16 protein-coding genes and 1 pseudogene are annotated in these 17,561 nt (G+C 72.3%); 10 read left to right on the forward strand and 7 right to left on the reverse strand.

Going from position 1 to position 17,561, the window contains the following annotated elements; translation table 11 throughout:
- Positions 1–35 precede the first annotated feature (35 nt).
- Positions 36–1,154 (forward strand): FAD-dependent monooxygenase, encoded by a 1,119-nt coding sequence (locus AC27L3_RS23975; RefSeq protein WP_487236120.1) that lies wholly within the window; start codon positions 36–38, stop codon positions 1,152–1,154.
- Positions 1,155–1,392: 238 nt separating this feature from the next.
- On the opposite strand, the gene AC27L3_RS23980 is transcribed toward AC27L3_RS23975, so the two are convergent.
- The 3 genes from AC27L3_RS23980 to AC27L3_RS23990 all read right to left on the reverse strand — a co-directional run bounded on the left by AC27L3_RS23980 (position 1,393) and on the right by AC27L3_RS23990 (position 4,198).
- Positions 1,393–2,373: a MerR family transcriptional regulator gene (locus AC27L3_RS23980; protein ID WP_487236121.1), complete on the reverse strand. Its 981-nt coding sequence runs from the start codon at positions 2,371–2,373 to the stop codon at positions 1,393–1,395.
- 80 nt (positions 2,374–2,453) lie between these two features.
- Positions 2,454–3,281, reverse strand: coding sequence for an ABC transporter permease (locus AC27L3_RS23985; RefSeq protein WP_487236122.1), 828 nt, complete (start codon positions 3,279–3,281; stop codon positions 2,454–2,456).
- Entirely contained in the window at positions 3,278–4,198 is a 921-nt protein-coding gene (locus AC27L3_RS23990; protein ID WP_487236123.1) for an ABC transporter ATP-binding protein, read from the reverse strand. The genes AC27L3_RS23985 and AC27L3_RS23990 overlap by 4 nt, the downstream gene beginning before the upstream one ends.
- Positions 4,199–4,329: 131 nt before the next feature.
- On the opposite strand from AC27L3_RS23990, the gene AC27L3_RS23995 reads away from it, so the two are divergent.
- The gene (locus AC27L3_RS23995) at positions 4,330–5,499 is read left to right on the forward strand and encodes a sensor histidine kinase (protein ID WP_487236124.1); all 1,170 of its coding nucleotides are present in this window, start codon (positions 4,330–4,332) and stop codon (positions 5,497–5,499) included.
- A complete protein-coding gene (locus AC27L3_RS24000) occupies positions 5,496–6,161 on the forward strand; it encodes a response regulator (RefSeq protein WP_487236125.1) in 666 nt (221 codons plus the stop codon). Before AC27L3_RS23995 ends, AC27L3_RS24000 begins: the two co-directional genes overlap by 4 nt.
- Before the next feature lie 26 nt (positions 6,162–6,187).
- On the opposite strand, the gene AC27L3_RS24005 is transcribed toward AC27L3_RS24000, so the two are convergent.
- Positions 6,188–8,860: a DUF6185 family protein gene (locus AC27L3_RS24005; RefSeq protein ID WP_487236126.1), complete on the reverse strand. Its 2,673-nt coding sequence runs from the start codon at positions 8,858–8,860 to the stop codon at positions 6,188–6,190.
- Between the two features lie 67 nt (positions 8,861–8,927).
- Positions 8,928–9,314 carry a hypothetical protein gene (locus tag AC27L3_RS24010; RefSeq protein ID WP_487236127.1) on the reverse strand — a complete coding sequence of 129 codons (387 nt, stop codon included), beginning with the start codon at positions 9,312–9,314 and terminating at the stop codon, positions 8,928–8,930.
- A 241-nt stretch (positions 9,315–9,555) separates the two neighbouring features.
- On the opposite strand from AC27L3_RS24010, the gene AC27L3_RS24015 reads away from it, so the two are divergent.
- Complete coding sequence (locus AC27L3_RS24015) at positions 9,556–9,972, forward strand: CBS domain-containing protein (protein WP_487236128.1); 417 nt, start codon at positions 9,556–9,558, stop codon at positions 9,970–9,972.
- A gap of 28 nt (positions 9,973–10,000) precedes the next feature.
- On the opposite strand, the pseudogene AC27L3_RS24020 reads toward AC27L3_RS24015, so the two are convergent.
- Positions 10,001–10,321 (reverse strand): annotated as a pseudogene (locus AC27L3_RS24020) (2-thiouracil desulfurase family protein).
- Positions 10,322–10,732: 411 nt separating this feature from the next.
- Here AC27L3_RS24020 and AC27L3_RS24025 point away from each other — a divergent pair.
- The 5 genes from AC27L3_RS24025 (at position 10,733) to AC27L3_RS24045 (ending at position 15,134) form a co-directional block, all read left to right on the forward strand.
- Complete coding sequence (locus AC27L3_RS24025; protein WP_487236129.1) at positions 10,733–11,266, forward strand: hypothetical protein; 534 nt, start codon at positions 10,733–10,735, stop codon at positions 11,264–11,266.
- A gap of 141 nt (positions 11,267–11,407) precedes the next feature.
- Positions 11,408–12,490, forward strand: a complete 1,083-nt coding sequence (locus tag AC27L3_RS24030; RefSeq protein WP_487236130.1) for an alpha/beta fold hydrolase — start codon at positions 11,408–11,410, stop codon at positions 12,488–12,490.
- Positions 12,491–12,559: 69 nt separating this feature from the next.
- A complete protein-coding gene (locus AC27L3_RS24035; RefSeq protein WP_487236131.1) occupies positions 12,560–12,754 on the forward strand; it encodes a hypothetical protein in 195 nt (64 codons plus the stop codon).
- Positions 12,755–12,808: 54 nt separating this feature from the next.
- The gene (locus AC27L3_RS24040) at positions 12,809–13,369 is read left to right on the forward strand and encodes a CGNR zinc finger domain-containing protein (RefSeq protein WP_487236132.1); all 561 of its coding nucleotides are present in this window, start codon (positions 12,809–12,811) and stop codon (positions 13,367–13,369) included.
- A 157-nt stretch (positions 13,370–13,526) separates the two neighbouring features.
- Complete coding sequence (locus tag AC27L3_RS24045; RefSeq protein ID WP_487236133.1) at positions 13,527–15,134, forward strand: serine/threonine-protein kinase; 1,608 nt, start codon at positions 13,527–13,529, stop codon at positions 15,132–15,134.
- A gap of 10 nt (positions 15,135–15,144) precedes the next feature.
- Here the strand turns inward: AC27L3_RS24045 and AC27L3_RS24050 are convergent, their stop codons facing one another.
- Complete coding sequence (locus tag AC27L3_RS24050; protein WP_487236134.1) at positions 15,145–16,365, reverse strand: family 2 encapsulin nanocompartment cargo protein terpene cyclase; 1,221 nt, start codon at positions 16,363–16,365, stop codon at positions 15,145–15,147.
- A gap of 417 nt (positions 16,366–16,782) precedes the next feature.
- On the opposite strand from AC27L3_RS24050, the gene AC27L3_RS24055 reads away from it, so the two are divergent.
- Positions 16,783–17,561, forward strand: a 779-nt coding sequence (locus tag AC27L3_RS24055; RefSeq protein WP_487236135.1) for a cyclic nucleotide-binding domain-containing protein, incomplete at its 3' end; no start/stop codon positions are given.

Genomic DNA, 17,561 nt, shown 5'->3' on the forward strand with positions numbered 1-17,561 from the left:
CGACGGCCACAACGGCCCCGACCCAGGAGCATCCCGTGAAGAACGTCCTCGTTTCCGGTGCGAGCATCGCCGGCCTCACCCTCGCCCACTGGCTGCGCCGCAGCGGATTCGCCGTCACCGTCGTCGAGCGCGCACCGGACGTCCGACCGGGCGGCCAGGCCATCGACGTACGCGGCGTCGCCCTGGACGTCCTGGACCGCACGGGCATCCTCGACGAGGCCCGCGACCTGCGGACCCGCATGCGCGGCATGTCGATGCTCGACGCCCGGGGAGTGGAGCAGTGGCGCTCCACCGAAATGACCTACAGCAGCGGCCGGCTGGACAGCGACGACATCGAGCTGCTGCGCGACGACCTCGTCGGACTCCTGTACCGGCAGGCGCGCGAGGCAGGCGTGCAGTTCCTCTTCGACGACTCCATAGCCGCCCTCGACGACCAGGACGGCACCGCCCTGCGGGTGGGCTTCGAGCGGGGCGCGGACCGCACGTTCGACCTCGTCCTCGGCGCCGACGGACTGCACTCGAAGGTCCGGCAGCTCGCCTTCGGGCCCGAGGAACGGTTCATCCGCCACCTCGGTGCCTACGTCACGGTCTTCAGCACCGACAACTTCCTCGACCTGGACGACTGGCAGGTCTGGCTCAACGACGAAGCCGCCACCTACTGCGTCTACCCGGTCCGCGGCAACCGCGAGATGCGGGCCACGCTGGGCTTCCGCTCCGAACAGCCCCTCGCCTACGACCACCGCGACACCGAGCAGCAGAAGGCCCTCATGACCGCCGGCCTCGCCGGCACCGGCTGGGAGACGCCGCGCCTGCTCCAGGCCATGCGGGAGGCGCCCGACTTCTTCTTCGACTCGATGGCCCAGATCCACATGGACCGCTGGTCCCGCGGACGCGTCGCGCTCGCAGGCGACGCCGGCTACTGCGCCTCCCCGCTCTCCGGCCAGGGCACGAGCCTGGCCCTGGTGGGCGGATACGTCCTCGCCGACGAACTCGCCCGGGCCCAGGGCGAGCACACCGTCGCCTTCGCCCGCTACGAGGAGCGCATGCGCCCCTTCGTCGCCCTCAACCAGGCCCTCGCCCTCGAGAACCAGGGCGGCACACCGGCCGACGAGTCCCTGGAGAAGGCCAAGAACGCCCTCACGCTCGACGCCTGATGCCGCCTGGCGCCTGTCCCGCGCCCCTTCGGGGCACCACGGCGCCCCGAAGGGGCGCGGGGAACTGCGCGATCGGCCAGCGACGGCCCGCAGTCGACGTGCCACCCCGAGGCCCCGGGCGAAGCACGGCACCCTGGCTGCGGGCACGTCGTGGCTTGTCGCGCCCACGCGGCGGCAGCCGCAGATCATGCACCGCCCCGCGCCCCTACGGGGCACTGCACGATCCGCCGGACACCGCCTAGGGTCGCAGCCAGGCGAGGACCTGCTCGGCGTGCTCGCCCGGAGGGAAGACGGGATGGAAGACGTGCTCGATCACGCCGTCGCGCACGATCAGCGTCAGCCGCTTGTACAGCGTCAGCCCGCCGGCCTCGAACGTGGGCAGCCCGAGTGCTTGGCCCAACCGCCGCTGGGGGTCGGAGAGCATCTCGAACGGCAGCCGCAGCCGCTCGACGACCTCGCGCTGATAGACGGTGTCCTGGCTCGACAGGCCGTACACCGCGTCCGCCCCCGCGGCGAGCAGGTCCTGGTGGTGGTCGCGGAACCCGCAGGCCTGCGGGGTGCAGCCGCGCGCTCCCGGAATGGAGTCCCAGCCCTCGGGCAGGTCGGCGTCGGGACGACCGGTGAGCGGGTAGACGTAGAGCACCGTCCGGCCCGCCCCGAGCGCGTCGAGCCTGATCGTTCTCCCGCCGGTCGCCTGCAGTTCCAGGCGTGGGATCCTCATGCCGGGCAGGTGCGCGGCCGCGCCGTCGTCCAGAGGGACGGGCGGGGCGGCGGGCGCATGCGCGTGGTCGGGCATTGGCTCGGGCATCGGCATCGGGTGCTCTCCTTCGTCGGCCGGGGGAACGCGGATCGGTGAAAGACGGCTGTTGCGGTGGGCGGCATCCCGCAGATGCGCCATCAGCAGCGCCCGGCGGGCGGTGAGTCCCTCGATCCTGCGCGTGAGGTCGTCGATGGCGTCCCGGTAGCCGGCCAGCGAGGCCGGGCAGTCGTCGGCGTGCCGATGGCCGGCCGTCAGGCAGTCCAGGAACGGCCGGGTGCCCTCGACGGGGATGCCGAGACCGCTGAGCGCCCGGATCTCCCGTACGAGGCGGACATCCTCCTGCGTGTAGTCCCGGTAGCCGTTGGCCAGCCGTTCGGGCGTGAGCAGTCCCAGCGATTCGTAGTACCGCACTGCCTTCGTCGTCACGCCCGCCCGGCGGGCCAGTTCACTGATGCGCATGCCTCTCACCTCGAAGGACGTTAAACCTTGCCCTTGAGGGCAAGGTCAACCCCGGGGGCGCAGGCCCGCACGCGGACCGCTCACACGTCGCGGCGTCCCACGACGAACACGGCCAGTGCGACCGTGACCAGCGGCCACAGCGCGTACACGAGCCACGAGCCGGGGACCGAGGCGGTGTACGCCTGGGAGTCGGGGCCCGGCCCCCAGGGCTCGACCAGGCGCTTCCAGGCGGATGACACCATGGCGTGCCTGATGCCCGCCGACCAGCGGTTGCTCTCCGAGAACATGGTGGGCAGCATCAGCAGGACGAAGACGCTGGTGACCATGGTCGCGGCGGTGTGCCGCAGCACAACGCCCAGGCCCAGACCGACCAGTGCGCAGACCGGGGCCAGCAGCGCGGAGGCCACCAGTGCCCGGAGCACTCCGGGGTGGGTGAGCGCGACGCCGGCGTGGCGTCCGTCCAGTACGGCCTGGGCCATCAGGAAGGAACCGAGGGAGGCGGCCGTGCCGACCGCGCCCCACACGGCGGCGGTGACGGTCGCCTTGGCCACGATGACCGAGCCGCGGGCGGGTACGGCCACCGTGGTGGTGCTGATCAGGCCGCTGCTGTACTCGCCGACCACGGTGAGGGCGCCGACGCAGCCGGCGACGAGCATCAGCGTCCAGTAGCCGGCCGGCGGAAAGGCGTCGAAGGGCAGGAACTCGGTGGGGCCGGATCCCGCGGCGCTGTCCGCCATCGCGGCCACCGCCGCGGACCCGACGACGAACAGGACGGTGAGCGCGATCGTCCACGGGGTGGAGCGCAGGGACCACACCTTGATCCACTCGGAGGCGAGCAGGTCACGGAAGCGGGCGGGCGGCCCGGCGACGGCAGTGGCGGCCGGGGGGAGGGAGGCGAGTGCGGTCATCGGTTCCGTCCTGCCAGGTATTCGGCGCTGTCGCCGGTGAGTTCCATGAAGGCCGCCTCCAGCGAGGCGGTGCGGGTGGTCAGTTCGTCCACCCGGATGCGGTGCTCGAAGGCGAGCGCGCCGATCCGCTGCGCCGGCAGCCCGGTCACCACGAGCCTCTCGGCACCGGCCGGGCCCTCCGGCCCGACCGAGGCGCCCGCCGCGGTCAGTACCGCCGCCAGCTCGGCGGCCTGCGGCGTCGCCACCACGACGCTGCGCCCGGTACCGCGGGCCGCGAAGTCCCCTACCGGCTCGGCGGCGATCAGACGGCCCCGGCCGATGACGACGAGCTCGTCGGCGGTGTTCTCCATCTCCGACATCAGATGGCTGGAGAGGAACACCGTGCGCCCCTCGGCGGCCAGGCGCCGGAAGAGCCGGCGTACCCACAGCACACCCTCCGGGTCCATGCCGTTGACCGGCTCGTCGAAGACGAGCACGGGCGGGTCGCCGAGCAGGGCGGTGGCGATGCCCAGCCGCTGCTTCATGCCGAGGGAGAAGCCGCCGATACGGCGGCCGGCCACCTCGGCCAGGCCCACCTCCTGCAGCACCTCTCCCACCCGGCGCCGCGGGATGCCGTTGCTGCGGGCCAGGGCGGACAGGTGGGCGAAGGCACTGCGGCCGCCGTGGACCCGACCGGCGTCGAGGAGGGCGCCGACGTGCCGCAGCCCGCGCGGGTGGCGGCGGAAGGGGACGCCGCCGACGGTGGCGGTGCCCGTGGTGGGCGCGTCCAGGCCGAGGATCATCCGCAGGGTGGTGGACTTGCCGGCTCCGTTGGGGCCGAGGAATCCGGTGACCCGGCCCGGCCGCACGGTGAAGGACAGATGGTCGACGGCCGTCCTGCGGCCGTAGCGCTTGGTGAGTTCGCTGACTTCGATCACGACGGCAACCCTGCCGGGAGGCACCCCGCCGGGGCTTGGGGCCGCGGGCGGCAATCGTGCGGCCGGATGCGCCCGGGGGCGTACGCCCCCGGGCTGATGCCGCGCAGGTGGCGGCCGGTTAGTCTCCCGGCGTGAACACGAGAACGAAGACCGTGGCCTGGGCCGGGGTCGCCGCCTACCTCCTCGCAGTGGGTCTGCTGGTGGGAGGCGCGCCGCGGGCGTCGGGCACGGTCCACGGTGTCGGGGCGCTGCTGGCCGCGAGCCTGCTGCAGGGAGCGGTACGACGGGCACCGCTGTCGGCCCTGGCCGTGGCACTCTTCGGGTCCACCGTCGTGGTGGCCGGCACCCCGGCTGCCGTTCACCCGGGCCTGGCGGGCCAGTTCCTGTCGTACCTGGCGGTGGACATCGTCCTGGGCTGCATCGTCGCCACCTGCGCACGGCGGGCCTCGACCGTCGCCGTCGCCGTGTCCTTCGTCGTGCAGTTCCTGATGATCGCGATCTTCACGCACGGCGACGCCCTGACCGTCAACGAGGTGATCGCCCTCCTGGCGATGGCCGCGTCCTGCACGGCCGGACTGCTCGGCCGTGAGCGCCGCCAGCACGCGGTGGCACTGCGGGCACAGGAGACGGCCGAGGCCGTGACCGCCGAACGGCTGCGGATCGCACGGGAACTGCACGACATGGTCGCGCACAGCATCGGCATCATCGCCATCCAGGCCGGCGTGGGCAGCCGGGTCATCGAGACCCAGCCGGCGGAGGCCCGCGAGGCCCTGCGCGCCATCGAGGCCACCAGCAGGGAGACCCTCTCGGGCCTTCGCCGCACCCTGGTGTCGCTCCGTCAGGTGGACGCGGATACGGCCGCCTCGCCGCGTACACCGCTCGCGCCCGCGCCGGGGCTGGCCGACATCGAGCGGCTGGCGGCGGCGACCGCGGACGCGGGGGTCCGCGTCGAGGTGCACCACGGCGGTCGGCAGCGTCCGCTGCCCGCCGACATCGAACTGTCCGCCTACCGCATCGTGCAGGAGGCGCTGACCAACGTGGTCCGCCACGCGGGCACCGGGCAGTGCCGGGTGACCGTGGACCACGGGGACGAGGAGCTGTCCGTGGAGGTCGTCGACGACGGGCGCGGTGCCCCGGGGAACGGCCCGGCCCACGGCTTCGGCATCGTCGGGATGCGCGAGCGCGTCGGCCTGCTCGGCGGGCACCTCAGCGCCGGTCCGCGCCCCGAAGGCGGCTTCCGGGTGGCGGCCCGGTTGCCGCTGCCCGCACCCGTCGGCGTACCGGCGGAGGCCGCCCGATGACCGTCCGCATCCTGCTCGCCGACGACCAGCCGCTCGTACGGTCCGGCCTGCGCGTGATCATGGCCGACCACCCCGACCTGGAGGTCGTCGGCGAGGCCGCCACCGGCGGCGAGGCGGTCCACCTGGCCGGCGAGGTCGACCCCGACGTCGTGGTGATGGACATCCGCATGCCCGGCATGGACGGCATCGAGGCCACCCGCCGGATCACGGCCGGCCCGACGAGCGCCCGCGTCCTGGTCCTGACCACCTTCGACGAGGACGACCACGTCTACGGCGCGCTGCGGGCCGGCGCGAGCGGCTTCGTGGTCAAGGACATGGCGCTGGACGACATCCTCGCGGCGATCCGCGTGGTCGCCGCCGGCGACGCGCTGATCGCCCCGAGCGTCACGCGCCGTCTGATCGCGGACTTCGCCGCGCGCCCCGAGGCCGTCGCCCCCGAGCGCTCCCCCCGGCCGGTCGAGGGCATCACCGAACGGGAGAGGGAAGTGCTGACCCTGGTCGGCCGCGGCCGGTCGAACACCGAGATCGCGCAGGACCTCTTCATCACCGTCGCCACCGCCAAGTCCCACGTCTCCCGGCTGCTCACCAAACTGGGCGCCCGCGACCGCGTCCAACTCGTCATCATCGCCTACGAAAGGGGGCTGGTCACGCCGACCGGCTGACGCCGCCGTACGAACGGGCCGGCCGGTCACTTCCAGCGCATCTCCCCTCCGGCGAAGAACTTCAAAATGGTCAGAACGGCAACGACCTGCATCAGGATGTAGGCCACCTGCGCCGAGAAGCCGCGGATCTGGTAGATGGACAGCAGGAGTGCCATGCGGTTGGGCCAGAACCGGCGTTCGGAGCGGAAGGTGTCCGCGTCCATCGCCAGGCTGGTGAGGCTGAGCACCAGGAGCATGAGGGAGATGGCCACGGCCACGTTGCCGATCTCCTGGTCGGTGATGAGGTTGCCGACGATGCCCAGCCCGACGAGCAGGGTGTAGGCGACCGTCAGCGCGAACGCCCGGGCGGGGCCTCGGCGGCCCGGCAGCAGGCGCCACAGCGCCCCGAGGACCAGGCCCGCACCGGCCCAGACCAACTCCCAGTAGACGAACATGAAGAGCATCTCGGGGGCGCCGAACATGTAGATGCCCCGCTGCTCCCATTGCGCCTCGGACCCGTAGGCCATCCACACCATGAGAATGCTGCCCGGGATGCCGAAGGCGGCCGCGAGGACGGCGGCATGGCGGGCGTTGTCCCACCACTTGGCGTGCGGCCCCCAGCTCAGCGCGACGTCGACGACGGTGACCTGGAACGGCAGCCAGGGCCGTGCGGCATCGGCGTCGGACGCCGGACGCCAGCGGTGGAGCCGGCTGAGCTCCTTTTCGAGCGCGTGCCGGCCGAGCGCGCCTTCGCCGCCCTGCTGATCCATGGTGCGCAGGGCCGCGGTCAGTTCGCGGTAGCGGCGGGCGCGGGCGATGAGCTCGTCGCGCTCGGCTTCGGTGATGGTCTCGCACAGTTGCGGGGAACCGTCGCCACTGCAGCCCTCGAAATGCTGGGTGAGCACCGAGCGGCGCTGGCCGACGGCGAGCAGGCCGTACAGCGCGGCGATGTCGAGCACGAGCCAGATCGCGGCGAACGCCTGGCTGCCGGCATAGGAGCCCTGTCGCCAGGCGACCACGACGGCGAAGAACACCGCCAGCAGGAGCCGGTCCAATGGTGTCGGGCTGGCGAAGGGCGTGGTGGGGGCGAGATCCCTGGCCCGCAGCAGGGCCACGATCGCCAGGCCGGTCAGGACCCAGGTGTGGGTGTAGTACCAGGCCGGGATCTGCGAGGCGAAGGAGACCACGTCACGGTCGAGGGCGGTGAAGTGCTGGGCGTGGTAGGTGGCCACGTGGTGAGCGACGAGCCAGGTGGTGCGCTGCCACTTGCGTTCCAGGACCCAGACCGCCCACACCAGGAGCAGCGCGATCACCGCCACCAGCGCGGGGCCGAGCCGGCGCAGGCGCCAGGGGCGGGCCGTCGGGCGCAGCAGCCCGCCCTGGTGCGCAAGGTGCCAGGCCCAGACGGCGACGCCGACCAGCCAGAGCCATTGGAGGGCTGCGGCCAGCACCACCACCACGACGAATCCGCCCGTGTCGGACGGGTGGCGGGGACCGGTCAGCTGCGGGGTCAGCCCGAGCAGGGGCGGTGCCACGGCCACCGCGACGGCGGCCGCCGCGACCGCCGAGGAGGCCACCAGCACGGACCTCCTCGGGCGTGCCGTGACGACCAGGAGCCACCCGGCCACGGCGCCGATGAGCACCGGCCAGCGCATGGTGAAGCCGAGCCAGTCCGGGGGCCGGTGGACGGCGGCGTGGACGGCGTCTTCGATCACCCTGTACAGCAGCAGGACCATCACGCCCAGGACCGCCTTGATCACGCCCCACCGCCACAGGGCGGTGCCGCTGCTGCGCTCCAGGTCGCTGAGCTGCGGTCCGGCGGGCTGGCGGCGGGCGCGCAGGGCGGCCAGGACCAGGACGATCGAGGTGCCCACCCACCAGGTGGTCATGCCGGCGGCGTTGGCCACCAGCCACGGTTCGCTGCTCGCGTTGATGGCCGTCCAGGCCCGCTGCCAGGGAGGGGTCACCTTCACCGTCACCACCGGGGCGTGGCCTGCCGCGCCGTGCAGCCCCGTCCACACCAGGTGCCCGCCGCCCGCGGTCGCCGGCATGGGGGTGACGGTGGAGGTGTCGAGGCCGCCGAGGTCGACCTCGACCCGGTCCCAGTGGGCGGCCGTGAGGGCGGGAGGGACGGAGAGCTGCAGGCCCCATGTGCTGTTGCGGACGTCCATCGCCCACGGGCCGATGTCGAAGTGCCCGCCGGAGTGGAAGCGGAAGAGCGTCTCGTAGCGGACCTCCACCCACGACGCCGCGGCCTGCACCCGCGGACCGTGTGGGCGCCACTCCTCCGGGCGCTGCATGGTTTTCGGTCCACGCAGCAGGCAGCGCATCGCACGCCGGTAGTCCTCGGATTCCTCGCTCAGCAGCAGGTCGTCGGCGTACGCCCAGCCGGCCGGTACGCGGACCGTCATCAGCCCCGTGGCCTGGGGCACGGAACGGGCCTGGTTCTCCAGCCGCAGCCGGACCTGCGTGTGGGCGGCGCCCAGCTGCGCCGTGTGGCAGTCGTCGGCCGCGGGGACCGGGGCGGGGGAGGAGGGGGAGGGGGAAGGGGAAGGGGCCCGAACGGCCCCGGCGGCCGGTGACGCACCGGGCAGGCCGCCCCACCAGCAGATCAGACAGGCGAGCAGCAGCGCGGCGCAGCGCTGCCACGCACCCCGCCGCGCGGGGCCGTGGCAGCGTCCGGTCAGCCGTCTTCGATGGGCCCGGGCGCCGGCCGTCACGGTGGCGTGCGCCGGCCTGTGCGGTGCAGGCCGTGCCGCCTGCCGTCGTAGGACGCCCGGGAGGGTCTCACGACGCGGTGCCCGTACTACCGGGGCAGCCGCTGACGGGAGTGCACTGGAGGATCACCTGGCAGGCCTGGCCCTCGGGCTCGCCGCCCGTACCACCGGTTTTGACGAAGCGCCACTGGGAGGGCTTGGTGTGGCCGGTGGTCGCGGCCTTCTCGACCTGGATGCTCAGGGTGCGTGCGGCGACATCGTGCGTTTCGACCAGCACCTCGTCGTCGGCGACGGGGAAGTGGTCGTGGAGCAGGCACAGGCCGAATCTGTCGAGGTTCCCGTGCTTCTCCAACACGGCCACCAGGTCGCGTACGAACTGGCTGTCCTGCGGTCCCAGGCCCTCGGCTTCCTCGAAAGAGGGAAGCGCTCGGTCAGGAGAGATTGTCGGGTTTCCCATGATCTCACCTCTCGATGGCATATCCAGCAGGCATTAGCAGCGTAGATATGCAGAGAAAGGGTTGCAATTCGACCTGCCGTGCTCCTCCAGCCTGGCGGCAATCGTGACCCTGTGCAATGCAGCGGCCCGAGCCGGTCGCAGGACCTCTCGGCCTGCGCCATTCGGGTGTTAGTCGTGCCGGAGGCCGGGCAGCCGTGTCGCGAAGCCCCCGAGGGGTCCGCACACATGGAGAGGAGTGGACATGACCACGGCGCGCGACATCATGACCCGGGGCGCCGAATGCATCGGTGCCCAGGACAGCGTCCTGGACGCGGCCCGGAAGATGACCGACCTGGGCGTCGGCGCCCTGCCCGTCTGCGGCACGGACAACAAGCTCAAGGGCGTGCTCACCGACCGGGACATCGTGGTGAAGGTCCTGGGCGCGGGCAAGGACCCGGCGAGCTGTACCGCCGGCGAACTGGCCCAGGGCGAGGCCGTCACCATCGGGGCCGACGACGGTGCCGAGGAGATCCTGCGCACGATGGGCGAGCACCAGGTCCGCCGGCTTCCCGTCATCGACGGACACGACCTCGTCGGCATGGTCGCCCTGGCCGACGTGGCCCACGCCCTGCCCGACGCGAAGGCCGCGGACCTCCTGCGGACGCTCTCGAGCGACTGACGCCCCGTGGCGTGGCGGGGGTTACGCGTCACACCCCGGGCGCCGGACGCACGGCGACCCCGCTGCCCTGGAGCAGCGCCCCCGTGCCCCCGTCCCCCACCACCAGCCCCCGGCGAACGCCCTGTCGTACACCGCGCCGCGTCCGCAGGAGGGACTGCGCGGCATCAGCAGTACTTCGGTGCAGTCCCCGTTCCGCGCTGCCGCCAGTGCACGGCGCGCACCGTCGAGGAACTCCGCCGTCACGGCGCTCCGCGGGACGCCGCGGCGTCACGAGTCCGCCCGCGACTTCCGGGCAGAACGGCACGACGCCGCCGACGGCCCGCAGACGGGGTGCTGCGGTACTGCGCATGGAGCGCCCCGTAAGGGGCGCGGGGAACTGCGCGATCGGCCACCGACGGCCCGCAGTCGACGCGCCACCCCGAAAGCGGGGCGAAGCACGGCACCCTGTCTGCGGGCGCGTGGTGGCTCGTCGCATAGTTCCCCGCGTCCCTTACGGGGCGCCGTCGTGCCCCGCGACGAAGACCCGCCGGACGGCCGCGGCAACCGGCAGGGCACGCATGGTGTTCTCACAGTGACAAGAACCGAGAACAAGGCGCCGCGCCCGGCGCCAAGTCGTCGTCCGCACTTCACCCTTGCCGGGGGCGTGCGCCGCATAAGGCGGAGGTGCCCTGCCCACCGCGCGGGCGCGGGCTGCATCGCCGCCCGGTGCCGGGGTAGGCGACACGGGCATGCCGGGGAGCGAGCGGGAGGGGTGGTCGTCATGTCACAGAAGCAGCAGGTACCCGGAATCGTCGAGGCGGAGGGCGCGGAAGCCGACCGCAGGGCGGCCGAAGGGGGCGCCGAAGGCCATCGGGCGGCGGAACGCCTGGCCGGGAAGGAATCGGACGACACGCTGGCCGACCTGCGCACGACCCGGGCAGAGCTTTCCCTGACCACTGCGGAGTCCGGCATCGTCACGCTCACCGCGCGCGGGGGCAACGGCATCCCGAAGGGGATCCGGGTCGTCGACGACTCCGGCACGCTGATCGCCGCCTACATCGGCTTCGCCCTGGACGACCTCAGCGTGGCCAAGTCGGCCCGTTCCGCGGTCGCCGGCGCGCTCGCATGCTCCCTCGACACCACCGACGAGGAGGACGAGGCCAAGGCGGAAGCACCGTCGGGCGTCATCGTCGGCCGGGTGGGGGACGACGTCCCCGTCCGGCTGACCCCCGAGGAGTTCCGCAAGCGTGCCGTCGACCTCTTCGCCGGTGAACTGATCGACCTGTCCCGCGAAATACGGGCCGCAACGTCCTGAAAGGCGGGGGCCGACCCGGTCGGCGCGCAGCCGGCCGGCCACCGTGGCGCGAACTTGCGTCACCTGCTGGACTGGTGACGCGCGCTGTGCGACAGTCGATCCCGCAGAAGCCGGTGCACCCGAACGCACGGAGTGATTCGCATGGTCGACAGTCGTGGTTTCACCAGGCGCGGCGTCAGCAGACGCAGCTTCGGCAGAGCCCTCGGGCTGGGCACGGGGGCGACCGCCGTGTCCCTGGCCGGTGCCGGCCTGCAGCGGCCGCAGACCGCATCCGCCGCACCGGCCGTCCCCGCGGCGGCGGCCTTGGGGTCGGCCACCGGCACCTTTCCGCAGGTGAAGCAGATCAGGGCCGGCCTGCTGAACGTCGGCTACGCCGAACTCGGGCCTGCCCACGGCCCGGTGGTCATCTGTCTGCACGGCTGGCCGTACGACATCCACAGCTACGTCGACGTCGCCCCGCTGCTGGCCGAGGAGGGCTACCGGGTGATCGTCCCGTACCTGCGCGGCCACGGCACGACGCGTTTCCTCTCCGAGCGGACCTTCCGCAATGCCCAGCAGTCTGCTCTGGCCCTCGACCTCATCGCCCTGATGGATACCCTGCGGATCGACAAGGCGGTGCTGGCCGGCTTCGACTGGGGCTCGCGCACGGCCGATATCGTCGCCGCGCTGTGGCCCGAACGCTGCAAGGCGCTGGTCTCGGTGGGCGGATACCTCGTCACCGATCGCCGGGCGAACCTGGAGCCGCTGGGCGCCCGCGCCGAATACGCCTGGTGGTACCAGTACTACTTCTCCACCGAGCGGGGTCGGCTCGCCATGGAGGACAGGACTTTGCGGCACGACCTGACCAGGCTCGTCTGGGACACCGTCTCCCCGACGTGGGACTTCGACGACGCCACCTTCGAGCGCACGGCGGCGGCCTTCGACAACCCCGACTACGCGGCCGTCGTCATTCACAACTACCGCTGGCGGCTCAGCCTGGCCGACGGCGAGCGCCGCTACGACGCGCTGGAGAAGCGGCTTGCCGCGAGGCCGGTCATCGAGGTGCCCGCCCTCACCCTCGACGCCGAACGGGACCCCTTCACGCCGGCCGGCAACGGCTCCTCGTACCGGGACAGGTTCACGGGCCCGTACGAGCACCGCACCCTGCCGGGAATCGGGCACAACCTGCCCCAGGAGGCCCCCACCGCCTTCGCCCGGGCCGTCGTCGACGCGGACCACTTCTGAAGCCGAGCCCAAGCTGACGCCGAAGCCGTCATCGCCGGACGCCGAACCGACATCGAACGGAGTTCACTCATGGAACAGCGCAGCACCACGGACAACGCCGCGGCGGCACGCCGGGCACGCTTCGGCCGGCTGCCCGCGCGCATACGCCACGAGGACATGGTCGAGGAGAAGGCCGCCACGACGAACGACCCGGCGCGCCACGCCCACGATCCCGAGAAGTCGTGGACGTCCTTCTCCTGCCTCGCCGTCGACCTCGGCCTGTGACCGTGCGGGCGGCGGATCTTGCCGCACCTCACCGTCACCTGCCAGGATGGTGACGTGAATCTCGACCACGTCTTCGTATGCGGAAACCCGGCGCTCGACTTCGCCGCGACCCTGCGCGCGCGCCGGTCCGTGCGCTTCGAGATGTTCACGACGCCCGAGAGGCTGAACGCCTGGTACGTGGAGTCCGGCCTCGTCGACGCGGTCTCTCCCGCCGGGCAGGCCGATGTCGAGCAGGCGAGGACCGTACGGGAGGCCGTCTACCAGCTGGTGACCGCCCGTCGGCTCGGGGAGGAGTACGACAGGGCGGCCCTGGCGGTGGTGAACAACGCGGCCCGCAAGCCCCCTGCGGTGCCGCAGCTCACCCCGTCCGGGCGATGGACGCAGGCCACACCGGAGGAGGCCCTGTCCATGGTGGCGCGGCACGCCGTCGAGCTGCTGAGCGGGGCGGACGTGCCCCTGCTCAAGGAATGCGGCAACCCGGAGTGCACCCGCACCTACATCGACCGCTCGCGGGGCATGCGCCGCCAGTGGTGCGGCATGGAGTCCTGCGGGAACAAAATCAAGGCAGCCGCCTACCGCGCCCGCAAGAAGTCCCCGCCCGCACCGGCGGCCTGAGGAGCGGTCGGCGCCGGGCCACGACCTCGCCGATGCCCGGCTCGACCGACGGCATCGCGTCCCGGCCGTCGTGCGGTGCTCCCGGTTACGCCCCGGGCTGAAGCAGCGCCCCCGGCTATATGCTCGCCGCACACGTTTCACGGTGAGCGGGGGCACAGTGACACAGGGGGCACAGGCGGGCGACGTCATCGGAGGCCGCTACCAGTTGGTGCAGGCGATCGCCTCGGGCGGCATGGGCCGCGTCTGGAAGGCGTACGACGCTCGTCTGCAGACCGATGTCGCCGTCAAGGAGCTCTGGCTCACCGGGCCCATGCCGCCCGAACAGCGGGCCGCTCTCCTCAAACGCGCCGAGCTGGAGGCGCTCAGCGCCGTCCGGCTGCGCGACCATCCGAACATCGTCACCGTTCACGATGTGGTCGTCGAGCGCGACATTCCCTGGATCGTGATGCAGCTGGTCGCCGGCGGCACGCTCCAAGAACGCCTGAGATCCGGCCCCTTGACGGTCGCCGACACCAGGAAGGTCGCCACGGCCCTGCTCGCCGCGCTCGATGCCGCCCACCGGCTCGGCATCGTGCACCGCGACGTCAAGCCGGCGAACGTCATGGTCACCGAGGACGACCAGGTCCTGCTCGGCGACTTCGGCATCGCCGCCCCCGAGTCCGGCACCGGCATCACCTCGACCGGGGTCGTCATCGGCTCGGCGCCCTACCTCGCCCCCGAGCGCGCCGCGGGCCTGCCCGGCAAGGCGAGCAGCGACCTGTTCTCGCTGGGGGTGACGCTGTACGAGGCGGTGGAGGGCATTTCCCCGTTTCTGCGCGACTCTTGGGTGGCCTCCGCACACGCCGTACGCTACGACGAGGCCCCGCCGATGCGCCGGGCCGGTCGTCTGAAGCCTCTGATATCCGCCCTCCTGGCCAAGGACCCGAAGGCCCGGCCGACGATCGCCGAGGCAGTGGCCCTGCTCAAGGCGAGCGGGAAGCCGCCGCAGCAGCAGACGCCGCAGCAAAGAACCCCTACCGAAGTCGTCCCCGCCTCCCCGGCAGCCGAGGAATCCGCCGGCAAGGCGACGCTGACGGTCACCAACCAGTGCGGGGAACCGGTCCACCTCTACCTCGGAGTGGACCACCTCGGCTGGATCGCCGACGGCGCGACCACCGTCTTCCGGACCGAGATCACCTTGGCCCGCAGGCTCCGGGTCAACGCCGGCGCACTGGGCAGCGTCTCCCGCGTGCTCCGGCTCGAACCCCGCCGCCCCACGACCCTCACGGTCCATCGCAAGGGCGACGCACTGACCCTGACCGGCGACGGCATCGTGGAGCGGCCTCAACGCAAACCCCCGACGCCCGCGCCCGCGAAACCCGCAAAGTCCGCGAAGCCCGCGCCCGCGAAACCCAACCACCCGAAGCCCAAGGCGTCACCGCAGCCGGCGCCGTCACCGCAGCCGCCATCGACGTCGTCCTCCGCCCAGAACTGGGGCTACGCGGCAGTCGCCCTCGTCGCCGCCCTCCTGCTGTACGCCTTCAACTCGGGCTTCTCCGGCTGGGTCAGCCACTACTTGCACGGCTCCGCGGCGTCGGCCAAGGCCGGCGACTGCCTCCACCGCGACAAACAGGACTGGATCAAGGTGCCCTGCTGGTCGCGCGCCGGCGAGTACAAGGTCCGCACGGCACCGTCCCGTGTGTTCACCTCGTGGGGGAGCTGCCCGCAGCAGTTGAGCCAGCTCTGGGTCGCCACGAGCACCTACGTGTGCGCGGAGCGGAAGTAGCTCTTCCCTGTCAGGGAGAGGTCGCGTACCGGGTGCCGACGTTGCCCGCGTGCCATTCGTGATTGCCGCTCATCCAGTTCGACAGCCCGGCCACGAAGCGGGCGACCAGCGGATTGGTGGCGGCGAGCCGGGCGGCCTCCTCCTCGAAGAGGTGGACGATCTCGTTGTGGACCGCGATCGCTTTCTGGAAGGCGTCCTCGATGGAGCACTCCTCCTCCGCGGCGATCACGGTGGGCAGGCTGTAGTGGAAGCGCCCGCTGGCCTGCTCCTTGCGCAGCGAATACAGGTCGTTGCAGATGGTCGAGGCGTTGGAGGACAGGGCCACGACCCGCTGGATCGCCGGCTCGGCGTAGACGTGCGCGGGCAGCTCGTAGCCGCCGATGGAGTCGGTGAGGGTCAGGCACGGACGGAAGCTGTTGTACTGCCGCTGCACCAGGTACTCCCACACCGCAGGGGTGCGCTCCTGGCTGATGCAGTCGCCCTCGGCGTTGTACCCGAGGTAGAGGTTGACGATGTCGTGCCGGAAGCGGTGCGCCTGTGCCGGGGTGGCCAGGGCGTAGAAGTAGTCCATGGCCGACCGCATCGAGCGCAGGGCGGGGTGCGATTCCACCCCGGTCCGCCAGTCCGCCTCATAACGCGGGGTGTTGTGGGCGGGGTCGATGGCCGACTGGGCCACGGCCAGTGCCGCGCCGCGGCGGTCCGCCGTGCCGCCGTATTGCACCTCGCAGAAGTAGTCGTCCACGGCGTTCTCGCCGATCAGCAGGCGTGCGGCGGCCATGAGGTGATCGATGCCGGGCGCGTCGGGGTGGCACAGGACCACCGACCGTCCCGCGTCGAAGCCGACGAGCGCCTCCCGCAGCTCGGTCTCCGGGTAGAGGCCGACCTCCTTCTCCGCCCACTCGACGAGCCGGTCGTTGACCTCGTCGGCCAGCGCGCGGTCGTCACGGACGGCCGGTGGGCAGTAGAGCCCCTCGATCCGCTGCGAGGAGGACGCTGGCGCGGGGGACGGTGGCACGGACGGCTGCGGCACCGACGGCTGGAGCGCGGACCGTTGGGGCACGGACGGCTGCGGCTGCACCGTGGTGGCCGGGACCGCCGCCGTTTCCGGCGCCGGCACGGAGGAGACGGCAGGCGTGAAGCGCAGGGAATCGGTCCCGATCCCGGTCGGACCGGACAGCAGCCGCGCCAGCAGACCGCGCGCGTCGGTAGTGCCGGGGATTGATGACGTCATCCGCAACTCCGTCCAAGGGGGCTTGATTTCACGCTGTCCTCGCCGAAGGGATAGCAGTCGCCGGCGGAGCGGCACAAGGTCGCCCACCCCCGGGGCACGCGCCCTGACGTGCGCCTTCGCCCGGGGTGATCTTCGTACACGGGCTCGGGTGGCAAGGGTCAGTTCGCGCGGTTCCGGCCGTCCTCAGGAGCGCGGATATCCGATCTTTGCGGGCATCTCCTCCCGCTGAACACGGCATTCGCGGTACGCGGCGGGCGCGGCGGGTGGCGAAAACAGGAGGGATGCCTTCCGGCCACCTCGCCCGCCCCCGTGACGCGCTGCTTCACTTGCGGCGCGCACTTCCGCGGCAGGTCGTCCGGCCTGCGTCGAGGCCGTGCTCGGCACGGCGCCCCCCAACTCCCGTGGAGAGGACCAGCGATGACGACCGCGGTGACGCCGGACAGTCCGGAACAGGAACAACCGAGCGCCGCCGCCCAGTTGAGCCTCGGCACCGCCGCTGCGCGCAACCTCGCCACCACGACCAAGAGCGTGCCGCAGATGCAGGGCATCAGCTCCCGCTGGCTGCTGCGGACGCTGCCCTGGGTGGAGGTCGCCGGCGGGACGTACCGGGTGAACCGACGCCTGGTCCACACGGTCGGCGACGGACGGGTGACCTTTGTGCAGGAAGGGGCGGCGGTCTCCGTCGTCCCGGCGGAGCTGGGCGAGCTGCCGCTGCTGCGCGGCTTCGCGGACGACGAGGTGCTGCGGGCCCTGGCGGGGCGCTTCCAGCAGCACGAGTACGAGCCGGGACAGGTCATCGCACAGGCCGGCCGGCCGGCGGACCGGGTCGTCCTCATCGCGCACGGCAAGGTGGAGAAGATCGGCGCCGGCAAGTACGGGGATGAGACGCGGCTGGGGATGCTCGCCGACGGCGGCTTCTTCGGCGGCCAGGTGGTCTCGGAGGAGCCCGGCACCTGGGAGTTCACCGCACGGGCGGTGACCACCTGCACGCTCCTGGTCCTGCCCCGCACCGCGTACGAGGAGGTGGCCGGGCGCAGCGAGCCCCTGCGCGCGCATGTGCGCGCCCGCCGCGCCGACAGCGGGCGCCCGCAGAACCGGCGCGGCGAGGCGGACATCGCGCTGGCCTCCGGCCACGCCGGGGAGCCCACGCTGCCGGGCACGTTCGTCGACTACGAGCTGGCGCCGCGCGAGTACGG

Source organism: Streptomyces sp. PKA51 (assembly GCF_057552455.1).

Excerpts from the sequence above, each read along its gene's own strand:
- AC27L3_RS23980 (WP_487236121.1), bottom strand. The coding sequence starts at position 2,373 with ATGCGCATCAGTGAACTGGCCCGCCGGGCGGGCGTGACGACGAAGGCA.
- AC27L3_RS23985 (WP_487236122.1), bottom strand. The coding sequence starts at position 3,281 with ATGACCGCACTCGCCTCCCTCCCCCCGGCCGCCACTGCCGTCGCCGGG.
- AC27L3_RS24000 (WP_487236125.1), top strand. The coding sequence starts at position 5,496 with ATGACCGTCCGCATCCTGCTCGCCGACGACCAGCCGCTCGTACGGTCC.
- AC27L3_RS24010 (WP_487236127.1), bottom strand. The coding sequence starts at position 9,314 with ATGGGAAACCCGACAATCTCTCCTGACCGAGCGCTTCCCTCTTTCGAG.
- AC27L3_RS24015 (WP_487236128.1), top strand. The coding sequence starts at position 9,556 with ATGACCACGGCGCGCGACATCATGACCCGGGGCGCCGAATGCATCGGT.
- AC27L3_RS24025 (WP_487236129.1), top strand. The coding sequence starts at position 10,733 with ATGTCACAGAAGCAGCAGGTACCCGGAATCGTCGAGGCGGAGGGCGCG.
- AC27L3_RS24030 (WP_487236130.1), top strand. The coding sequence starts at position 11,408 with ATGGTCGACAGTCGTGGTTTCACCAGGCGCGGCGTCAGCAGACGCAGC.
- AC27L3_RS24035 (WP_487236131.1), top strand. The coding sequence starts at position 12,560 with ATGGAACAGCGCAGCACCACGGACAACGCCGCGGCGGCACGCCGGGCA.
- AC27L3_RS24050 (WP_487236134.1), bottom strand. The coding sequence starts at position 16,365 with ATGACGTCATCAATCCCCGGCACTACCGACGCGCGCGGTCTGCTGGCG.